Raw genomic sequence first — 18,017 nt, forward strand, 5'->3', positions numbered from 1 at the left:
TGGGCGCGCGCACGGAGTGCCTGCTATTCCTGGCGTCCCATGAGTCAAACGCTCTCGGTCGGCCTGGAAAACACGCTCATTTCTCCGTCCTCCGGGGCGCAGCTGGCGCCCACGCTCGCGCCCGGGGGTTCCACGACCCAGCGCCGTAACACGGTGCTGCCACGGGTGGAGTGGAAGGGCCAGCAGCCCAGCGTGGTGCCGCTGCAGCGCGAGCGCTTCGAGGAAGTGCGTCCGCTGGGACAGGGCGGCATGGGCGAGGTGGTGTTGATCCGCGACCACGACATCGAGCGGGAGGTCGCGCTCAAGCGGCTGCCCCCGGGCGCGGACCTGGACCGGGTGCTGCGCTTCGTGGAGGAGATCCGCACGGTGGGCATGCTGGACCACCCGAACATCGCGCCCGTGCACGACGTGGGCGTGGATGAGCAGGGCCGCTACTACTTCCTGATGAAGCACCTGAAGGGCGAGACGCTGGAGTCCATCATCTCCCGGCTGCGCCGCTCGGAGCTGGACGCGCTGGTGCGCTATCCGTTCCAGGTGCGGGTGCAGATCTTCCTGGGCGTGCTGCACGCGCTGTCGTACGCGCACGGCAAGGGCTTCATCCACCGCGACCTGAAGCCCGCGAACATCATGGTGGGCCCCTTCGGCGAGGTGACGGTGCTGGACTGGGGCCTCGCGCGCCGCGTGGGTGCGTCCGCCGCCCGGGCCATCGCGGACGGCACGCCGATGGACCTCCAGTCGGCCCGGCCGCTCCAGACGGAGCTGGGCTCCGTGGTGGGCACGCCGCTCTACATGTCCCCGGAGCAGGCGCGCGGCGAGCACGACACGATGGACGCGCGCAGCGACGTCTACAGCCTGTCCGTCCTCTTCCACGAGCTGTTGTCGCTGTCGCACTACCTGGACGGCCTCCAGTCCGTGCCGGAAATCATGAAGGCGGTGCAGACGCGCACGCTGGACATGGCGTCCATGCACCTGAACAGCGCGCAGGGTCCGGTGCCCGCGGAGCTGATGTGGTTCGTGAAGAAGGGGATGAGCAAGGACGTCGCGGAGCGCTTCGTGTCGGTGGACGACATGGTGACGCAGCTCCACGCCGCGCTGGAGGGCCGCATCCACGTGCAATGCCAGCGCACGATGCTGAAGAAGACCCTGCACAAGGGCCTGCGCATCGCGGACCGCAACCCCATGGCCCTCACGGCGGCGGGCCTGGTGGGCGCGGGCCTGGTGCTCGCGTCGGCGGTGAACCTGGGCATGTCGTTCTTCGGAGCGCTGCTGCACTGAGTTTCCAGGCAGGCACGTAACTTCCGGGCGCGTCCGGGGTTGAATGCATCACCATGCGCGCCCTCCCTGTCTGGCCCCTGGTGGCCGTGTGCCTGTCGTGTGCGTCCCGCTCGCAGGTCGCGGCACCCGAGGCGCCCGCCACTCCGTTCGATGAAGCGCGCGCGGTGCACGTGCTCCAGCGGCTGGCGTACGGCCCCTCGGCGAGGGACCTGGCGGAGGTGAAGCGGCTGGGCGTGGACGGGTGGGTGAACGCCCAGCTCCAGCCCGCGTCCGCTGAAGCGCTGCTGCCCGGCCTGAAGTCGAAGCTCCAGGCGTTCCCCACGTTGGGACTGTCGATGGGGCAGCTCGTGGAGGAGTACCCCCGGCCGCCGCAGGAGATGCCACCCGAGGAGAAGCGCGAGCGGGGCCCGGCGCGTGTCGTCTTCGAGCGTTCCTCCGCGCGGGTGCTGCGAGCAGTGGAGAGTCCGCGCCAACTGGAGGAGGTGCTGGTGGACTTCTGGTTCAACCACTTCAACGTCTCCGAGGACAAAGGCGTGGTGAGGTGGCTGGCCACGTCCTACGAGCGCGACGCCATCCGGCCGCACGTCTTCGGCACGTTCCGGGAGCTGCTGGGCGCGACGGCGCACCACCCGGCGATGCTCTTCTACCTCGACAACTGGCGCAGCACGCGTGAGGGGCTGAGTCAGGAGGAGCTGCGTCACCCGCGCCGCTTCAAGCGCCAGGCCGCGATGATGGAGGATGCGGAGGACGACGAAGAGGCGAAGCCGAAGCTGGGCCTCAACGAGAACTACGCGCGCGAGCTGCTGGAGCTGCACACGCTGGGCGTGGACGGCGGCTACACGCAGGACGACGTGCGCGAGGTCGCACGCTGTTTCACGGGCTGGAGCATCCGCCAGCCGCGCAAGGATCCGGGCTTCGTCTTCCGCAAGGTGGCGCACGACGCGGATGCGAAGGGAGTGCTGGGGAAGGCGATTCCAGCGGGAGGAGGGGAGAAGGACGGCGAGCAGGTGCTGGACCTGCTGGCCAGCCATCCGGCGACGGCGCGTCACGTGGCGCGCAAGCTCGCGCAACGCTTCGTCGCAGACGAACCGCCGCCGGAGTTGGTGGACCGCGTGGCGAAGGTGTTCCTCGATTCAAAGGGAGACCTGCGCGCGGTGTATCGAGCGCTGTTCCAGTCGCCGGAGTTTCAGTCGCCACAGGCGCGGGCCGCGAAGGTGAAGACGCCATTCGAATACGTGGTGTCCGCGCTGCGAGCGACGAACGCGCAAGTGGAGGTGACGCCCCGGCTCTTGCGCCACCTGGCCTTGATGGGAGAGCCGCTCTACAAAGCCCCCGCGCCCACGGGCTTCCCGGAGGTGGCGGGGCCCTGGGTGAACAGCGGAGCCCTGGTGGCTCGGCTCAACTTCGGCCTGGACCTGGTGGGAGGCCGATTGCCTGGAGCGCGTGTGTCATTGGACGCGTTCGCACCGAAGCAGGCCCCGAGCGCAGTGGAGTGGGTGGACGGCCTGGGGCAGGCGCTGCTGGGCGCGAAGCCGTCGGAGGAGACGCGGGCCACCATCCTCGCGGCGCTGGCGGAGAAGCGAGAGGCCGCGAGCGCCGTGGATGAAGCGCCACCGGTGGATGTGCCTCTCATCGCGGGGCTGCTGCTCGGCTCGCCAGAGTTCCAGAAACAATGACCGAGAGCCAGAGTCAATTGTCTGTGATTGTGGAGGTCCAGGACCCATGACCGCACGTCTTTCTCGCAGGCAGCTCCTCCAGGCCCTGGGCGTGACGGGCGCGGGCCTCGTGCTCGCGCCGTCCTTCCTGGCCCGCGCCTGGGCCGCGAGTCCAGGCGATGCGCCCGCTCGTCGAGCGCTGGTGACAGTGTTCCTGCGCGGCGGCGCGGATGGCCTGTCGCTGGTGCCACCCGTGGAGGACGACGCCTACCAGCGCGCCCGGCCCACGCTGGCGCTCAAGTTCCAGGGCGAGCACGCCGCGCTGAAACTCACGAGCCCCTTCGGTCTACATCCCGCGCTCGGCGCATTGATGCCCCTGTGGTCGGAAGGGAAGCTCGCGGTGCTTCCGGGGGTGGGCCTTCCCATCGCGCCGCGCTCGCACTTCGACGCGCAGGACTTCCTGGAGTCCGGCACACCTGGCCGCAAGTCCACCGCGGACGGGTGGCTCAACCGCGCACTGTTGGACGCGAAGGACGACGCACCGCTGCGCGCCGTGGCCCTGCAACCCACGCTGCCCCGAGCGCTCTACGGCAACGCGGGTGCTCTCGCGATGGGGCGCCTGGAGGACTTCCGGCTGCGCACCGGACGCCAGCACGGCGATGCCCGCCAGGGCTTCTCCGCGCTCTACTCCGGAGCGGTGGATCAGGCCCTGAAGGGCGCGGGCGCGGATGCCTTCGAAGCCATGTCGAAGCTGGACGGTGCCCGCCTCGCGAAGCTGCCCACCACCCCCGGCGTGACGTACCCGCTGACCCCTCTGGCCCGCCGCCTCCAGGACATCGCGCGCCTCATCAAGGGCGACGTGGGCCTCGAAGTCGCCGCGACGGAGATGGGCGGCTGGGACACCCACGTCGCGCAGGGTGTGGCGCAGGGCGCGTTCGCGAAGCGCTGTGACGAATTGGGCAATGCACTGGCCGCGTTCGCGGCGGACCTGGGCCCGAAGCTCGATGCGGTGACGGTGTTGGTGATGACGGAGTTCGGCCGCACCGTGAAGGAGAACGGCAACCAGGGCACCGACCACGGCGTGGGCGGCGTGATGTTCGCGCTGGGCGGCGGCGTGAAGGGCGGCATGCACGGCCGCTTCGAAGCCCTCACCGTGGACCGTCTCCAGGACGGCCGGGACGTGCCGTCCTGGACCGACGTGCGCGCTCCGCTGGCCGAAGCCCTGCGCGCCTGTCGGCCCGGAGCGGACCTGTCGAAGGTGTTCCCTGGCTACTTGGAGGACAGCGTCCTGGGGATGTTCACCTGAGCTCCACTCCCGCCCCACGCGGTCCCAACGGGTCCGACAGTCGGACCCGTTCGTGCCGCGCTCGGGCTCGGAGGCCCATCTTCTTCATCGCCCGGGTGTCGCCCCGGGAGCGCCCGGTGTGATGGACTGGCGCCGTGCAACGCCTTCGTCGCCTCCTCATGGCCTTCTTCGTCATCGTCGGCATGCTGTACCTCGCGCTGTGCGCGGTCCTCTTCGCCGCGCAGCGCTCCCTCATCTACCCCGCGCCCCACACCGCGCCGGAGACGCTGCGCGACCAGCCCGGTTTTGGCGTGGTGCCGCTGGCCACGGGCCTCGACGTGGACCGCTTCTACCTGCCCGCGCCGCCGGGAGCCCCCACGGTGGTGCACTTCCACGGCAACGGCGAGCAGCTCCTGTGGCAGCAGGGGATGGGGCAGGCGCTCGGGGACGCGGGGCTGGGCTTCCTCGCGGTGGAGTACCCGGGCTACGGCGCGTCGCCGGGCAGTCCTTCAGAGTCGGGCCTGTACGCGGCCGCGGAGGCGGCGCTCCAGTTTCTTCGCGACCAGGGCGTGAAGCCGGAGGACATCGTGCTCAGCGGGCGCAGCCTGGGCACCGGCGTCGCGGTGGAGATGGCGCGGCGCGGGTACGGTGCACGCATGGTGCTGGTGTCCCCGTACACGTCCATGGTCGCCATGGGCCAGCGCACCGTGCCCTTCCTGCCCGCGGCGCTGCTGATGCGCGACCGCTACCAGTCGCTCGACAAGGCGCCCCACATCCCCATCCCCGTCCTCATCATCCACGGCGAGCAGGACGAAGTGGTCCCCGTGGACATGGGCCGCACGCTGGGCCAGCGCTTCCCGCATGCCCGGGTGGTGACCGTGCCCGGCGCGGGACACAACGACGTGCTGGAGCGGGACGGCCAGCAGGAGTTCGCGCGGCTGGCCACGTTCGCGCTCGACGGGACCTGAGCGGCCCGGCAGGACGCATGACGTCCTGCGTTGCGTTCCCTTGCGCCTACCGGTGATCGCCGGATTATGCTCGGTGTCATCAACGCGATGTTTCATCGCGTCCTCAAGCTCCCCCGAGGGATGGATGAGCATCGAACCGGCCCCCGCCGCGACCCTGTCCGAAGCGGCTCGTGAAATCGTCGAAGTGGGCCGCTTCCTCAGCGTGCGCAACTTCGTGCCCGCCACCAGCGGCAACTTCTCCCGCAGGCTGGATGCGCGCACCGCCGCCGTCACCCGCTCCGGCGTGGACAAGGGCGAACTGGTGGAGGCGGACATCCTGGTCGCGGACATCCACGCTCCGCCGCCCAAGGGCTCGTCCGCGGAGACGCCCCTGCACCTCCAGCTCTACCGGGACCGCCCGGAGGCGCAGGCCGTGCTGCACACGCACTCCGTGGTGGCCGCGCTGCTGTCGAACCTGCGGCTGCCGGAAGGCGAGCTGGTGCTCCAGGACTTCGAGCTGCTCAAGGCCCTGGGCGACACCCGCACGCACGAAGCGGCCGTGTCCATCCCCATCTTCCCCAACGACCAGGACATCCCCCGGCTCGCGGAGAAGGTGACCGCGATGCTTCAGAAACGCGCGGACCTGGTCGCGTATCTCATTGCCGGCCACGGGCTGTACACCTGGGGCCGGAGCATGGCCGAGGCGCGCCGCCACGTGGTGGCGCTGGAACACCTGCTGACGTACGAACTCGAGAAGATGAAGGTGCGGCGATGAGCAAGCTGATTGTCTACCAGGACCACCAGCCGGAGGCGCCCCTGGGCGTCTACACCGAAACCGAGGACATCCGTCGCGAGCTGAAGCCCGCGGGCGTGCGCTTCGAGCGCGTGGACGCGTCCGTGGACCTGCCGGATGGCGCGGGCCAGGAAGAGGTGCTCGCGGCCTACAAGCACGTGGTGGACGCGGAGATGAAGGCCCACGGCTACAACACCGTGGACGTGGCGCGCATCAAGCCGGACGCCCCCAACGTGGAGGCCGCGCGCGCGAAGTTCCTCTCCGAGCACGCCCACACGGAGGACGAGTCGCGCATCATGGTGGAGGGCAGCGGCTGCTTCTACCTGCACGCCGGGGACAAGGTGTTCCAGGTGGAGTGCACGCGCGGAGACCTCATCAGCGTGCCGGAAGGCATGAAGCACTGGTTCGACATGGGCGCCAGGCCCCGCTTCGCCGCCATCCGCTTCTTCATCCGCCCGGACGGCTGGGTGGGCCACTTCACCGGCGAGACCATCGCCGAGCGCTTCCCGAAGTACGCGCCGTGAGTGCACCCAAGGCCATCGTCACGGACATCGAAGGCACCACCAGCTCCATCGCCTTCGTGAAGGACGTCCTCTTCCCCTTCGCCCGGAAGCACCTGGCGGAGTACGTCGCCACGCACGGCCAGCAGGCCGCCGTGCGCCAGTGCCTGTCCGACGCCCGCACGCTCGCGGGCGAGCCGGGCCTGGGCGACGTGGGCACGGTCGCGCTGCTCCAGCGCTGGCTGGACGAGGACCGCAAGGCCACGCCGCTCAAGACGCTCCAGGGACTCATCTGGGCGGACGGCTACGCGCGCGGAGAGCTCAAGGGCCACGTCCACGCGGACGCGGCCCGGGCCCTGCGTGAATGGCACGGCAAGGGCCTGCGCCTGTATGTCTATTCCTCCGGCAGCATCGCCGCGCAGAAGCTCATCTTCGGCTACAGCGTGGCGGGGGACCTGACGCCGGTGTTCTCCGGCTACTTCGACACCACCACCGGTACCAAGGTGGAGGCGCCGTCGTACACGAAGATTGCCCAGGCGCTGGAGCTGCCGCCCGGCGACATCCTGTTCCTCTCCGACAACGTGGCGGAGCTGGACGCGGCGAAGCAGGCGGGCATGCGCACCGCGGCCCTGGACCGGGGCGAGGTGGCCCTGCCACCGGGCCACGGGCACCCGGTGTTCCACGACTTCACGTCGCTCGATCCGTTCGCGCGCGTGTCCTGAATCCCTTCATCCTCCCCAAGCCTCCTCCCGAGCCTCGTGGAGCGGAGCCTCCCCCATGTCGAGTTCCAACAAGCCCGTGCTGGGCATCATCGGCGGCAGCGGCCTGTACCAGATTGACGGCCTGACGGACGTCTCGTGGCGCCGCGTGTCGTCGCCCTTCGGTGAGACGTCGGACGAGTTCTGCTTTGGCCGCATCGGCGACCAGCCGGTGGTGTTCCTGCCGCGCCACGGACGCGGGCACAAGATTCCCCCGTCGGAGCTGAACTTCCGCGCGAACATCGACGCGCTCAAGCGCAGCGGCGTGACGGACATCCTCTCCGTCTCCGCGGTGGGCAGCCTGCGCGAGGACCTGCCGCCGGGCACCTTCGTGGTGGTGGATCAGTTCGTGGACCGCACCTTCGCGCGCGTGAAGAGCTTCTTCTCCGCGGGGCTGGTGGCGCACGTGTCCATGGCGAAGCCCACGTGCTCGCGCCTGGGCGACGCGGTGATGGCCGCGTGCGAGGGCCTGGACATCAAGGTCGTGCGCGGCGGCACGTACCTGGTGATGGAGGGCCCGCAGTTCTCCACGCTGGCGGAGAGCAAGATGTACCGGCAGTGGGGCTGCGACGTGATTGGCATGACCAACATGCCGGAGGCCAAGCTCGCCCGGGAAGCGGAGATCTGCTACGCGAGCGTGTCGATGGTCACGGATTTTGACTGCTGGCATCCGGACCACGACGCGGTGACGGTGGACCAGGTGATCGCGGTCCTGCTGGGCAACGCGGGCAAGGCGCGCGGGGTGGTGAAGAACATCGCGCCGCTCGTGAGCCAGCACACGGCCCTGTGCCGTGCCGGCTGCCAGACGGCGCTGGAGCACGCCATCATGACGTCGCCCGACGCGCGCGACCCGGCCATGGTGGAGAAGCTCTCCGCGGTGGCGGGCCGCGTCCTCAAGCGCTGAACAGAGGAACAAGGAAAGACACGGCGATGAAAGTCCAAGGCGTTCTGATGCGCTCCATCTGGGTCGAGTCCGACGGCTGGAGCGTCGGCGTCATCGACCAGACGCGCCTGCCGCACGCGTTCGTGAAGGTGAAGCTGACCACGGCGGACGAAGCGGGCCATGCCATCCGCAGCATGCTGGTGCGAGGCGCGCCGCTCATCGGCGCCACCGCCGCGTACGGCGTGTGTCTGGCCATGCGGGAGGACCCGTCCGACGGCGCGCTGGAGAAGGCGCTGACCATGCTGCGGGCCACGCGGCCCACGGCGGTGAACCTGCACTGGGCGCTGGACGGGATGCGCCAGGTGCTCGCGCCGCTGAAGCCCGAGCTGCGCGTGGCGTCCGCGTACCGGCACGCGGCGGCGCTGTGCGACGAGGACGTGGCCATCAACCGCGCCATCGGTGAGCACGCGCTGAAGCTGTTCCAGGAGGCGTGGGACAAGAAGGGCCGCAAGGGGCGGCTCAACGTGCTCACGCACTGCAACGCCGGCTGGCTGGCGACGGTGGACTGGGGCACGGCGCTGGCGCCCATGTACCTGGCGCACGACGCGGGCCTGCCCCTGCACGTCTGGGTGGATGAGACGCGCCCGCGCAACCAGGGCGCGGTGCTGACCGCGTGGGAGCTGGGGCAGCACGGCGTTCCGCACACGGTCATCGCGGACAACGTGGGCGGCCACCTGATGCAGCACGGGGACGTGGACCTGTGCATCGTCGGGACGGACCGCACGACGGCGCACGGCGACGTGGCGAACAAGATCGGCACGTACTTGAAGGCGCTGGCCGCGAAGGACAACGGGGTGCCGTTCTACGTGGCGCTGCCGTCGCCCACCATCGACTGGACCATCCACGATGGCGTGAAGGAGATCCCCATCGAGCAGCGCGAAGGCACGGAGCTCAGCGACGTGACGGGCCGGCTGCCGTCGGGGGACATCGCCACGGTGCGCATCACGCCTCCGGGGAGCCCTGCCGCGAACTACGCGTTCGACGTGACGCCCGCGCGGCTGGTGACGGCGCTCATCACGGAGCGGGGCGTGTGTCCGGCGACGGAGGAGGGGATGCTGTCGCTCTTCCCGGAGCGGCGCGCGGAGCGGAGCGCGGCGAAGTGAGCGGGGTGGGGGGCCACCAGGCGCTGCGCGAGGCGATGGTGGCCACCGCGCGGCGGATGAACACGTCCGGGCTGAACCAGGGCACCTCCGGCAACCTGAGCCAGCGGGTGGAGGGCGGCTTCCTCCTCACGCCGTCCGGGATGAACTACGAGACGATGACGCCGGAGGACCTGGTCCTCATGCGCTTCGACGGCTCGCACGAGGGCCCCCGCAAGCCGTCCACCGAGTGGCAGCTGCACCGGGACCTCCTCCAGGCGCGGCCGGAGGTGGGGGCGGTGCTGCACTCGCACAGCATGTTCAGCACCACGCTGGCGTGCCTGCGCCGGGGCATCCCCGCGTTCCACTACATGGTGTCCGCGGCGGGCGGCACGGACGTGCGGTGCGCGGAGTACGCGACCTTTGGCACGCCGGAGCTGGCGCGGCACATGATGGTGGCCCTGGAGGGCCGCAAGGCGTGTCTGCTGGCCAACCACGGCCTGGTGGCGGTGGGCGCGGACCTGCCCGCGGCCTGGAAGCTGGCGGTGGAGGTGGAGACGCTGGCGGCCATGTATTGGCGCGCGCTCCAGATTGGCGAGCCCGTGCTGCTGGATGACGCGGAAATGGAGCGCGTGTTCCAGCAATTCCGGGGGTATGGGCAGTAGGCGCCCCTTCGCACACACGTTCCTGCATGATTCTCCGGGTCCCTGTCTCATAGTCGCGAGGGGACTCGGATGGGCCACCCTTCAGTCCTCGGAAGGAGGCGGCATGCGGTGGGTTCTCGGGTGCATGGTGGTGATGGCACTGGGGTGTGCCTCGATCATGCCGGTGGGGCGGGAGCCTTCGGATGCGCGGCTGTTGGCCGCGCTCCAGGCCTATGACCAGGCCGCGACGCTGTACGAGGCGGGCCGGTACGCCGAGGCCGTGGCGCCCGGCGAGCAGGCCCTGGCGCTGCGGGAGGCCGTGCTCGGGGACTCGCACCCGGACGTGGCCTATTGCCTGAGCCTGCTGGGGGAGCTGTACCGGCTCCAGGGGGACTTCACCCGGGCCGGGGTCTTCCATGAGCGCGCCCTGGCCATCCGGGAAGCGGTGGTGAACGACGACGCCGCGAAGTCCGTCACCGCGGCCAGGCTGCTCGGCTTCGCCGCCTCCCCCACCATGGAGACGGATCGTCAGGCCGGGGGCTTCTACGACCACGGGCATGCCCTCTCCCGGCGGACGAACAACCTGTTCAGCCTGGACAAGCGCCGCCGCATGGGCGCGCTCGCCAGTCAGGAGGCGGCCCTCAACGAGAACCAGTCCGCCTACGCCGAGTCCCTCAACAACCTGGCCAATCTCTACCAGGAGCAGGGGCAGTACAGCCGGGCGGAGCCGCTCTATTCGCGCGCGCTGGACCTGCGGGAGACGGTGCTCGGCAAGCGCCACCTCACCGTCGCGGACTCGCTCAACAACCTGGCGCTGCTCTACCGGGAGCAGGGGCTGTACAGCCGGGCGGAGCCGCTCTACGTGCGCGCGCTCTCCATCCGGGAGGCGGAGCTGGGCAAGGAGGACCTCCTGGTCGCGGACTCGCTCGACACGCTGGCGACGCTCTACCAGGACCAGGGGCAGTACAGCCGGGCGGAGCCGCTGGGCCTGCGCGCGCTCTCCATCCGGGAGGCGGAGCTGGGCAAGAAGCATCCCCTGGTCGCGGACTCGCTCAACAACCTGGCCAATCTCTATCAGGACCAGGGGCTGTATGACCGGGCGGAGCCGCTCTACGCGCGCGCCCTCGCCATCCGGGAGGCGGCTCCCCAGCGGAGCGCTTCGGACCTGGCCGCCGCGCTGAACAACCTGGCCACGCTCTATCAGGGGCAGGGGAAGTACAGCCAGGCGGAGCCGCTCTACGCGCGCGCGCTCGGCCTCTGGGAGGAGGCGCTGGGCCAGAAGCATCCGCACGTCGCCGCTTCGCTGAACAACCTGGCCACGCTCTACCGGAAGCAGGGGAAGTACCGCCAGGCGGAGCCGCTCTATGCGCGGGCGCTGGCCATCTGGGAGGAGGTGCTCGGTAGGAACCACCCGGACGTCGCCGGCTCGCTCAACAACCTGGCCACGCTCTACCGGGACCAGGGGAAGTACCGTCAGGCGGAGCCGCTCTACGAGCGCGCGCTGTCGATTCGTGAAGCCGTGCTGGGCCGGAACCACCCGGACCTCGCGGCCTCGCTCAACAACCTGGCCCTCCTGCGCCTGGCGCAGCACCGCCTGGATGACGCCGTGCCTTTGTTCACGCGGGCCTTCGGGGTCTCCGAGCAGCGCCTTCGCCGGGAGGCGCTCGAGTTCTCCGAGGCGCGGCTGGCCAGCTTCCTCCAGCACCTGCGCGCGGACGAGGAGCAGCTCTACGCGTTGCTGCGCGCGCACCCGGACTCTCCCGACGTCCGGCGTCTGGCGTTGAGCGCCGCGCTGCTCCTCAAGGGCCGCTCCGTCGAGGAGACGGCCGACATCTCCCGCGCGGTCTACCGGAGCCTGGGCACGGAGGAGCGAGGCACCTTCGAGCGGCTGCGCAAGCTGCGCACCCAGCTGGCCAGTCTCTCGCTGCATGGGCTCGGCGCGCTGACGCCGTCCGCCTACCAGCGGCAGCTCACGGCGCTGACCGCGCAGGGTGACGCGCTCGAAGCCACCCTCGCCATCCGCTCCGCTCCGCTGCGCGCGTTGGCCGCGCTGCCCTCGCCCGGTGACATCGTCGACCGTGTCGCCGGGGCCCTGCCGGAGGATGGCGCCCTCGTGGAGTTCATCACCTACGAGGACCGTCCCCTGGTGCCGGGAACCGGTGCGCCCCAGCTGCGTTGTCTGGCGCTGGTGCTCATGCCTGACGCGAGCATCCGCGCGCTCGACCTGGGCCCCGCCGCGCCCATCGAAGCCGCGGCCTCGACTCTGCGGGACGCGCTGGCCCGGCGGGACGCCGCGTTCGAGGACTCGTCGCACGCGCTCTACCAGCTCGCCTTCCGGCCGCTGCTCCCGCTGTTGGGGAAGGCCCGCCGCCTCTTCCTCTCACCGGATGGACAGCTGGCGCTGGTGCCCTTCGCGGCGCTGCACGACGGTCAGCAGTACCTGGTGGACACCTACGACTTCACCTACGTCACCTCCGGCAAGGACCTGCTGCCGCGTCCGCAGCAGCCGCGTCCCGCGTCGTCGGTGGTGGTGCTGGCGGATCCGGCGTTCAACACGGAGCAGCGGACCTCCGCCATCCCCACGGGAGGCGCGTCCGTGGTGGCCGAGCGTTCGCCTTCGCTGCGGCGCGAGGACCTGGTGGCGCGGGACTGGGCGCCCGTGCCGCTGCCGGGCTCGCGCGAGGAGGCGGAGGCCATCCAGCGTCTGTTCCCGCAGGCGCAGCTGTTCCTGGGGCCGAAGGCGACGAAGGACCGGCTGCTGCACCTGACCACGCCCGGCATCCTCCACCTGGCCACGCACGGCTTCTTCCTGGAGGACGCCACCGCCCAGGAGAACTCGCGGGCCGTCGCGACCTTTGGCGCGCTGGGAGAGGATCCGCAGGCCGCGCGCCCGCCGGATCCGCTGCTGCGCTCCGGCCTGCTGCTCGCGGGGGAGACGGCGAAGGAGACGGCTCCTGGGGCTTCTTCCGACAGCGCGCTGGTGACGGCGCTGGAGTTGGCGGGGCTGGACCTGTGGGGCACGCAGCTGGTGGTCCTGTCCGCCTGTGACACCGGCCGGGGCGCGGTCCGGCGAGGCCAGGGTGTCTACGGTTTGCGCCGGGCCTTCCTGGTGGCGGGAGCGGAGACGGTGGTGATGAGTCTCTGGAAGGTGGACGACGCGACGACGCGCACGCTGATGGAGACCTACTATCGCCACCTGCTCGGGGGCGAGGGCCTGGCCACGGCGCTGCGTGAGGCGATGCGGGAGCTGCGAATCGCGCAGCCCCATCCGCACTACTGGGCGCCCTTCATCGCCATGGGGCGGGACACGCCGCTGCGGTTGCTGGAGGCGGCCGCGCGGCCCTGACTCTAGCGTTTCGTCGATGCGGGCTTCTGGATCAGGAGCCGAAGCGCTTGGGTGCTGAGAAGCTCCTGCGGATTCCGATGAATCATCCGGTGGCAGTTGGCGCACAGGGGGATGAGTGATTCCACGGAGTTCATCCGTTTCCCTGCCGAGACGGGGACCTCGTGGTGCATCTCGATGAAGTCCTCACCCAGCGCACCGTAGCGCTCGACGAAGTCGAACCCGCACACGTGGCAGGTGAGCCGGCCCCGCCTGTTCCTCCAGTGGGACTTCGCCTCCGCGCGCAGTTGGGCGCTTCGCTCGTAGGTCAGGTGTGTTCGGTACTGCTTCCCACCTTCTTCATGGCCACCCGGGTCATCCAGCAATGCCGCACGAGCCGCTCTCGTCGGCATCTTGTACCAGCCGAGGTGAGGGAAGCGGCTTCCGGGAAAATCGATGTCGACCCTGGCGACCAGTTCGTACTCGAAGGCCACGCCGAACCCCGCTGGCTGCATTGCTTTCAGCCACTCGGAGTTGTCATGGGTATCGACGCCGATCAGGCGGTTCACCGTGCGGGTGAACTGACGCTTGTTCTCGTATTCGAACGCCCTACCGCGAGTCACCTTGAGGAGCGTGGTGAAGCGTTTCGTCTTCTTGTCGTAGCCGTAGAGGTGAAGTCCGGGACGAAGGATGAAGGTGGGCCAGTGACGTCGCTGCCACCCGCTCCACATGGGCCAGCTCCGCTTCTGGTCATGGGGCGTGCCATGCGTCATGGCGAAATGAGCTTTGATTGTCATGGCGGGAGCTATCCGAGCTTCTGGCCAATGGCCTTCATCATTAGGGCGGCATCCGCCAGGGCGACCTTGAACCGGTCGAACTGTTCCGGGCTCTGCTCCAGGTCCTCGATCAACCGACGCTGGTTGTAGACCCTACGGAGAAGGTACGCCGCAGCCCGGACATCCTGGACGCAGTTCTCCGGATAGGGCGGCTCCTCGTATTTGGGCTCGGGGGAGGCCTGGGGTTGCCTTGCCGCAGGAGCGGGCGCGGATGGCGCCAGCACCTGGATCCGGGTGATGTTCGTGAGGACCTCTGGATCCTGTTCCTGCCGGACCTCGACCACGCGGGAGGTGGTCGCGGTTCCGATTTCCAGGCTCTTGCCCACCCACTCCGAGGGGGGAACCTGGAAGAGCGAACGCCCATCCACCTTCGGGTCTGAATCCCTCAGGTCGACGTGTCCCCCGAGGTTCTTGGACTGGCCACGCATGACCGCGAAGCGGCGCCCTTCATACTCGTAGACGCCGACCGTGTAGCTACTGGAGCCTGTGCGGACCCGGTAGACCTGCCAGGCAAGATCCTCGAGCTTGCCGAATCGCGTGACCTCTTCCGACATGGTCGCTGCCCCCTGCACGAGCGATGAATCCTCGGAGGGTAGGAGGAAGCCTGGACCCTGGGCATCCCTCTTCAGGGTGATGGCATGCCGCCTCGACAGGCTGTAGCGCCCTTCACCTTGAGATGAAGGAGGCTCAGGCGCTGCGCAGCGTGAGCAGCGTGACCTCGGGCGGGACGCCGATGCGGAAGGGGAGCCAGTGCCCCGTGCCGCCGGAGACGTAGAGGTGGTTGTCGCGGAAGCGGTAGCGGCCCAGCATGTGCTTGAAGGCGAAGCCGAACAGCGGGACCCCCAGGAAGGCCACCTGGCCGCCGTGGGTGTGGCCCGCGAGCGTGAGTCGCGCGCCCCGCTCGGCGGCGTAGGGGAAGAAGTCCGGGTGGTGGGAGAGGCAGAGGACCACGTCGTCCGGATGGCCTTCCGTGAACGCCGTCTCCGCGGAGTGCTGCCAGCGCCGGTCGCGCCCGGTGCGGCTGGCGCCGGACATGGGGAAGTCCACGCCCACCACGCGCAGGCGCTGGCCACCGTGCTCCAGCACGTGGGTTTCATCCACGAGCAGCCGGACCGGAGCGCCGCGCTGGGCCAGCTGCGCGTAGCCGTCCAGGACTTCGTCGAGCCCGCGCCAGTGCTCGTGGTTGCCGAGCACCGCGAGCATGCCGTGGCGGGCCGTCGTGGAGGCGAGGGCGGCCATGGTCTCATCGATCTGGTTCACGTCGTCGATGAGGTCCCCGGTCATCACCTGGAGGTCCACGCCCGCGGTGTTCATCACCTCCACGGCGCCGCGCAGGTACTCGGGGGAGATGAAGGGGCCCACGTGCACGTCGGTGATCTGCCCGATGCGGAAGCCGTCGAGCGCGGCGGGGAGGCCGCGCAGCTTCACCTCCACCTCGCGCACGGTGAAGCCCAGGCTGCCGCCCACGACGCCCACGGCGCTGGCGCCCATGGCGAAGACGGGCATGGCCTGGCCGGCCTTCACCAGGAGGTTGCGGCGCTCCAGGTCCACGCCCGGGGGCGCGGCCTTCTGCCGGCGTTCCGCGCGCAGCTTGATGACGAGGAACGGCAGGCCCATCAGCATCACCAGCAACGCGGCGATGCTCCACACGACGGCGAACAGCTTCACCGGCACGAGGAACGGGGGCGTGTGGTGCAGGCCGTAACCGGTGACGGCGGGCACTGTCCACGCCGCGAACGCGAAGACCTTGAGCCCCAGCAGCACGCCATGGCGCCAGCCCCGGGTCAGGGCGGGCAACAGCCTGCGCAGCACCAGATAAGCGCCCAGGTAGACGAACAGCAGGACCAGCAGCCTTCCCATCGTGTGCGCGCTCTTCCGTGTGAGGAAGCCCGAGGATAACGGACCCCCTGACAGCGCGCTGTGTCCCGTCACCGGACTGCTCGCCTGGGCTCCATGGGCTTGAACATGGAATAACAAGAAAATGAGGAGAGAACCCAAAGCCGGTGTACGCGCGAGGTGGCTGTGGCTGCTGGTGTTGCTGGGGTGTGCGTCCGCACCCGGGCCGTCACCCGCGAATGACTGGGAGCGGGCGGAAGAGGCGCGGGAGTGCGACGCCAGCGACGAGGACGAGTGCCTCACGCACGTGTGCGAGGGCGACGTCTGCGCGCTGTTCCGGTGCGAGGACCTGGCACCGAACCGCATCGTGCGGACACGAGGAGCCATGCCTGTGGCGCCCATCTTCGTGGCGCCCGGCAGTGGGCCTCAGCGGACGTGGGGACGCGCGCAGGGCCTGCCGGGCGACGCGGTGCCCGTCATGGTGTTCCGCTGGCACCGGCGGGAGAAACTGCCCAGTGAAGTCCGTCGCGAGAAGGCACAACAGGAGTGGGCGAAGCGGCCGAAGGAGCGGCACCACATCTTCCCGCAGGCGTTCAAGGCCGAATTCGAGATCAAAGGCATCGAGATCCACAAGTACGTCTTGATGATCGACGCGGAAGTGCACGCGCGCATCCACCGAGGCGATCGAGGCGGACCCTGGAACCGGGACTGGCGCAGCTTCATTGATCGGGACGATGAAACGGTCCTCGTCTTCGCGTACTTCGAGCATGCCTCCTGGATGATCCAGAAGTATGAGCTCTTCGGGTTGCCCATGACCTACTGGCAGCAGGTAGATCTCTCACCCGTGCCCTTCGAGGACTGAGCGATGCGTTACTTCACGGTGGAGAGCTTCGACTTCGATGAGCCGGGGCAGTGGAGTGGGCAGTACCGGGCGAGCCATCGGTGGCGCCTGTCCGGTGTCGACTGTCCTCGGGAAGGCATCTGGTCAGGTAAGAGTGCGTTCCCCACCGTCGACCTATCAGCCGTGGCTGAGCCGGTCCTCGCCAATCCAAAGGGCCCCATGTCCCTGGAGGAATACAAACGGCTGGTGACGCTGGTGCGTCCCTTTGTTCCTCCGGAGCTTCCAATCCGTGCAGGCGGCTCGTTCGGGCCAATGGTCGGATTCGCCCAAGGCAGGTTCGGCCCGGTCACATGCGATCCTCCTTGGCAGTTGGTCCTCCGTGAGGACGCGGTCGAACTGCTCAAGGCCGAAGGGCTGCAAGGAATCATCGCGGTCCGGATGGAACTCAGGTCCCGCCGGAGCACGATGCCCGCGCTCTACGAACTGGAAGCGCGCCCCCTGGCGCAGCTGCATCCCGACTGCATCGGCGAATTCAAGACGCCCGCATGCGACATCTGTGGTCGCCCGGAGAGTTTCCGCCTGCCGCCGAAGCGCTGGTTGCTGCGCTCCTCCATCCCAGAGGGACTCGACGTCTTCGGCCTCGTAGGGGCCAGTCCGCGCGTCGTCAGCGAACGCTTCGTCGAAACCGTGCAGCGCCTGGGCCCCAGTGACGTGCACTACCGCGAGCTTCCCGCGGAGTAGTCACATCCCCCCGCCCGGGCTCGCGAGCCGCAGGTGCGAGTGCAGGGTCTCCGCGCGCAGGTACAGGAACTGCGCATCCCCGAAGGCCAGCGCGTCCCCGTCCGTGAGCATCCGCACCTCGCCTTCGCCCAGCTCCGCGGCGTTCAGCCAGGTGCCGTTCATGGACCCCAGGTCGTTCACGGAGCATGTCCCCTGGGCCGCGTGCCAGCGCAGGACCGCGTGCTGCTTCGACACGGACGGGTCGTGCACCATCAGCGTGCACCCCTCCATGCGCCCCACCTTCATCTCCTGCCCGTCCTGCTCCGGCCCCAGGAAGTGGACCTCCAGCGAATCGAACGCCTGGAGCATCACCAGCAACCGGTCCACCAGCCGCGAACGGTGCGCCATGCCCACCGTGCGCGCCTCCGCCAGCCTCAAGGCCACCTGCTGGAACACCGGCTCGGGCGGCTGCTGGATGAGCACCACCGGCCCGGAGGCTTGCAGGAACGCCTGCACGGGCGCGTAGGCGAACGGGCGGAGCTGTTGGACGGAAGGCATCACGCCCCCACGTTACCCCCAGCCC

General features: G+C 69.4%; 17 protein-coding genes. 13 read left to right on the forward strand and 4 right to left on the reverse strand.

From position 1 onward, the window contains the following. The first annotated feature begins 39 nt into the window (after positions 1-39). The 11 genes from D7X32_RS06250 to D7X32_RS06300 all read left to right on the forward strand — a co-directional run bounded on the left by D7X32_RS06250 (position 40) and on the right by D7X32_RS06300 (position 13,225). Positions 40-1,275, forward strand: a complete 1,236-nt coding sequence (locus D7X32_RS06250) for a serine/threonine-protein kinase (RefSeq protein ID WP_120601579.1) — start codon at positions 40-42, stop codon at positions 1,273-1,275. Positions 1,276-1,328: 53 nt separating this feature from the next. After that, positions 1,329-2,951 (forward strand): DUF1800 domain-containing protein, encoded by a 1,623-nt coding sequence (locus D7X32_RS06255; RefSeq protein ID WP_120601580.1) that lies wholly within the window; start codon positions 1,329-1,331, stop codon positions 2,949-2,951. Positions 2,952-2,997: 46 nt separating this feature from the next. Further along, positions 2,998-4,236: a DUF1501 domain-containing protein gene (locus tag D7X32_RS06260; protein ID WP_120601581.1), complete on the forward strand. Its 1,239-nt coding sequence runs from the start codon at positions 2,998-3,000 to the stop codon at positions 4,234-4,236. 134 nt (positions 4,237-4,370) lie between these two features. Beyond that, positions 4,371-5,183, forward strand: a complete 813-nt coding sequence (locus D7X32_RS06265) for an alpha/beta hydrolase (RefSeq protein WP_120601582.1) — start codon at positions 4,371-4,373, stop codon at positions 5,181-5,183. A gap of 124 nt (positions 5,184-5,307) precedes the next feature. Next, on the forward strand, positions 5,308-5,937 hold the full coding sequence (locus D7X32_RS06270) for a methylthioribulose 1-phosphate dehydratase (RefSeq protein WP_120601583.1): 630 nt from the start codon (positions 5,308-5,310) through the stop codon (positions 5,935-5,937). Beyond that, positions 5,934-6,479: a 1,2-dihydroxy-3-keto-5-methylthiopentene dioxygenase gene (locus D7X32_RS06275; RefSeq protein WP_120601584.1), complete on the forward strand. Its 546-nt coding sequence runs from the start codon at positions 5,934-5,936 to the stop codon at positions 6,477-6,479. Before D7X32_RS06270 ends, D7X32_RS06275 begins: the two co-directional genes overlap by 4 nt. Next, positions 6,476-7,177 (forward strand): acireductone synthase, encoded by a 702-nt coding sequence (gene mtnC, locus D7X32_RS06280; RefSeq protein ID WP_120601585.1) that lies wholly within the window; start codon positions 6,476-6,478, stop codon positions 7,175-7,177. Before D7X32_RS06275 ends, mtnC begins: the two co-directional genes overlap by 4 nt. Positions 7,178-7,232: 55 nt before the next feature. Continuing rightward, on the forward strand, positions 7,233-8,117 hold the full coding sequence (locus D7X32_RS06285) for an S-methyl-5'-thioadenosine phosphorylase (RefSeq protein WP_120601586.1): 885 nt from the start codon (positions 7,233-7,235) through the stop codon (positions 8,115-8,117). 26 nt (positions 8,118-8,143) lie between these two features. Then, positions 8,144-9,259, forward strand: coding sequence for an S-methyl-5-thioribose-1-phosphate isomerase (mtnA, locus tag D7X32_RS06290; RefSeq protein ID WP_120601587.1), 1,116 nt, complete (start codon positions 8,144-8,146; stop codon positions 9,257-9,259). Next, on the forward strand, positions 9,256-9,900 hold the full coding sequence (locus tag D7X32_RS06295) for a class II aldolase/adducin family protein (protein ID WP_120601588.1): 645 nt from the start codon (positions 9,256-9,258) through the stop codon (positions 9,898-9,900). The genes mtnA and D7X32_RS06295 overlap by 4 nt, the downstream gene beginning before the upstream one ends. Positions 9,901-10,003: 103 nt before the next feature. Next, positions 10,004-13,225, forward strand: coding sequence for a CHAT domain-containing tetratricopeptide repeat protein (locus D7X32_RS06300; RefSeq protein ID WP_120601589.1), 3,222 nt, complete (start codon positions 10,004-10,006; stop codon positions 13,223-13,225). A gap of 2 nt (positions 13,226-13,227) precedes the next feature. Here D7X32_RS06300 and D7X32_RS06305 read toward each other — a convergent pair whose 3' ends face one another. From D7X32_RS06305 to D7X32_RS06315, 3 genes are all read right to left on the reverse strand, one after another. Continuing rightward, positions 13,228-13,998 (reverse strand): HNH endonuclease, encoded by a 771-nt coding sequence (locus tag D7X32_RS06305; protein WP_120601590.1) that lies wholly within the window; start codon positions 13,996-13,998, stop codon positions 13,228-13,230. A gap of 8 nt (positions 13,999-14,006) precedes the next feature. Continuing rightward, complete coding sequence (locus tag D7X32_RS06310; RefSeq protein ID WP_147450046.1) at positions 14,007-14,591, reverse strand: hypothetical protein; 585 nt, start codon at positions 14,589-14,591, stop codon at positions 14,007-14,009. Between the two features lie 133 nt (positions 14,592-14,724). Next, on the reverse strand, positions 14,725-15,897 hold the full coding sequence (locus tag D7X32_RS06315) for a metallophosphoesterase (protein WP_120601592.1): 1,173 nt from the start codon (positions 15,895-15,897) through the stop codon (positions 14,725-14,727). A 121-nt stretch (positions 15,898-16,018) separates the two neighbouring features. Here D7X32_RS06315 and sitA6 point away from each other — a divergent pair, with 121 nt between their 5' ends. Continuing rightward, a complete protein-coding gene (gene sitA6 / locus D7X32_RS06320; RefSeq protein WP_120601593.1) occupies positions 16,019-16,735 on the forward strand; it encodes a SitA6 family polymorphic toxin lipoprotein in 717 nt (238 codons plus the stop codon). Positions 16,736-16,738: 3 nt separating this feature from the next. Then, on the forward strand, positions 16,739-17,455 hold the full coding sequence (gene sitI6 / locus D7X32_RS06325) for a SitI6 family double-CXXCG motif immunity protein (RefSeq protein ID WP_120601594.1): 717 nt from the start codon (positions 16,739-16,741) through the stop codon (positions 17,453-17,455). Here sitI6 and D7X32_RS06330 read toward each other — a convergent pair whose 3' ends face one another. Next, positions 17,456-17,992 carry an FHA domain-containing protein gene (locus tag D7X32_RS06330; protein WP_120601595.1) on the reverse strand — a complete coding sequence of 179 codons (537 nt, stop codon included), beginning with the start codon at positions 17,990-17,992 and terminating at the stop codon, positions 17,456-17,458. Positions 17,993-18,017: the final 25 nt, after the last annotated feature.

Source organism: Corallococcus carmarthensis, from assembly GCF_003611695.1.
In the GTDB taxonomy this organism is placed as follows: Bacteria; Myxococcota; Myxococcia; order Myxococcales; family Myxococcaceae; genus Corallococcus; species Corallococcus carmarthensis.

What these genes read in the sequence shown, in the direction of transcription:
- D7X32_RS06250 (WP_120601579.1), top strand. Translation starts at nt 40, where the DNA reads ATGAGTCAAACGCTCTCGGTCGGCCTGGAAAACACGCTCATTTCTCCG.
- D7X32_RS06255 (WP_120601580.1), top strand. Translation starts at nt 1,329, where the DNA reads ATGCGCGCCCTCCCTGTCTGGCCCCTGGTGGCCGTGTGCCTGTCGTGT.
- D7X32_RS06260 (WP_120601581.1), top strand. Translation starts at nt 2,998, where the DNA reads ATGACCGCACGTCTTTCTCGCAGGCAGCTCCTCCAGGCCCTGGGCGTG.
- D7X32_RS06270 (WP_120601583.1), top strand. Translation starts at nt 5,308, where the DNA reads ATGAGCATCGAACCGGCCCCCGCCGCGACCCTGTCCGAAGCGGCTCGT.
- D7X32_RS06275 (WP_120601584.1), top strand. Translation starts at nt 5,934, where the DNA reads ATGAGCAAGCTGATTGTCTACCAGGACCACCAGCCGGAGGCGCCCCTG.
- D7X32_RS06285 (WP_120601586.1), top strand. Translation starts at nt 7,233, where the DNA reads ATGTCGAGTTCCAACAAGCCCGTGCTGGGCATCATCGGCGGCAGCGGC.
- mtnA (WP_120601587.1), top strand. Translation starts at nt 8,144, where the DNA reads ATGAAAGTCCAAGGCGTTCTGATGCGCTCCATCTGGGTCGAGTCCGAC.
- D7X32_RS06300 (WP_120601589.1), top strand. Translation starts at nt 10,004, where the DNA reads ATGCGGTGGGTTCTCGGGTGCATGGTGGTGATGGCACTGGGGTGTGCC.
- D7X32_RS06305 (WP_120601590.1), bottom strand. Translation starts at nt 13,998, where the DNA reads ATGACAATCAAAGCTCATTTCGCCATGACGCATGGCACGCCCCATGAC.
- D7X32_RS06310 (WP_147450046.1), bottom strand. Translation starts at nt 14,591, where the DNA reads ATGTCGGAAGAGGTCACGCGATTCGGCAAGCTCGAGGATCTTGCCTGG.
- D7X32_RS06315 (WP_120601592.1), bottom strand. Translation starts at nt 15,897, where the DNA reads ATGGGAAGGCTGCTGGTCCTGCTGTTCGTCTACCTGGGCGCTTATCTG.
- sitA6 (WP_120601593.1), top strand. Translation starts at nt 16,019, where the DNA reads ATGAGGAGAGAACCCAAAGCCGGTGTACGCGCGAGGTGGCTGTGGCTG.
- sitI6 (WP_120601594.1), top strand. Translation starts at nt 16,739, where the DNA reads ATGCGTTACTTCACGGTGGAGAGCTTCGACTTCGATGAGCCGGGGCAG.
- D7X32_RS06330 (WP_120601595.1), bottom strand. Translation starts at nt 17,992, where the DNA reads ATGCCTTCCGTCCAACAGCTCCGCCCGTTCGCCTACGCGCCCGTGCAG.